The following is a 426-nucleotide window of genomic DNA, read 5'->3' as shown; positions in this document are numbered from 1 at the left end:
GCGCTGACGCTCCGGCTGCTCGGCGGGCTGACCGTGCCAGAGATCGCCGCCGCGTTCCTGGTGTCGGAGACGACCATGGGCCAGCGGATCACGCGGGCCAAGAAGAAGATCGCGGCCGCCAACATCCCCTACCGCGTGCCCGCGACCGAGGACCTGCCGACGCGGCTGTCTGCCGTGCTGGCCGTGCTCTACCTCGTCTTCAACGAGGGCTACCTCGCGACGTCGGGAGCCGACCCGGTGCGGGTCGACCTGACCGCGGAGGCGATCCGGCTGTGCCGGGTGCTGCGCTCGCTGCTGCCGACCGAGCCCGAGGTGGCCGGCCTGCTGGCGCTGATGCTGCTGCACGAGTCGCGGCGGGCGGCGCGCACCGCCCCCGACGGCGAGCTGGTGCGGCTGGAAGACTGTCTCTTATACACCTCTTACGGT

Annotated in this window: 1 protein-coding gene; it reads left to right on the top strand. The window is 71.6% G+C overall.

Annotated features, from left to right (window positions below):
- Window positions 1–426 (top strand): DUF6596 domain-containing protein (locus I6F37_RS41275; RefSeq protein WP_276573823.1); only part of this gene is annotated, 426 nt, incomplete at both ends.

Source organism: Bradyrhizobium sp. NBAIM08, from assembly GCF_020193935.1.
Classification (GTDB): domain Bacteria; phylum Pseudomonadota; class Alphaproteobacteria; order Rhizobiales; family Xanthobacteraceae; genus Bradyrhizobium; species Bradyrhizobium yuanmingense.
This window is presented reverse-complemented; position numbering and strand designations above follow the sequence as displayed.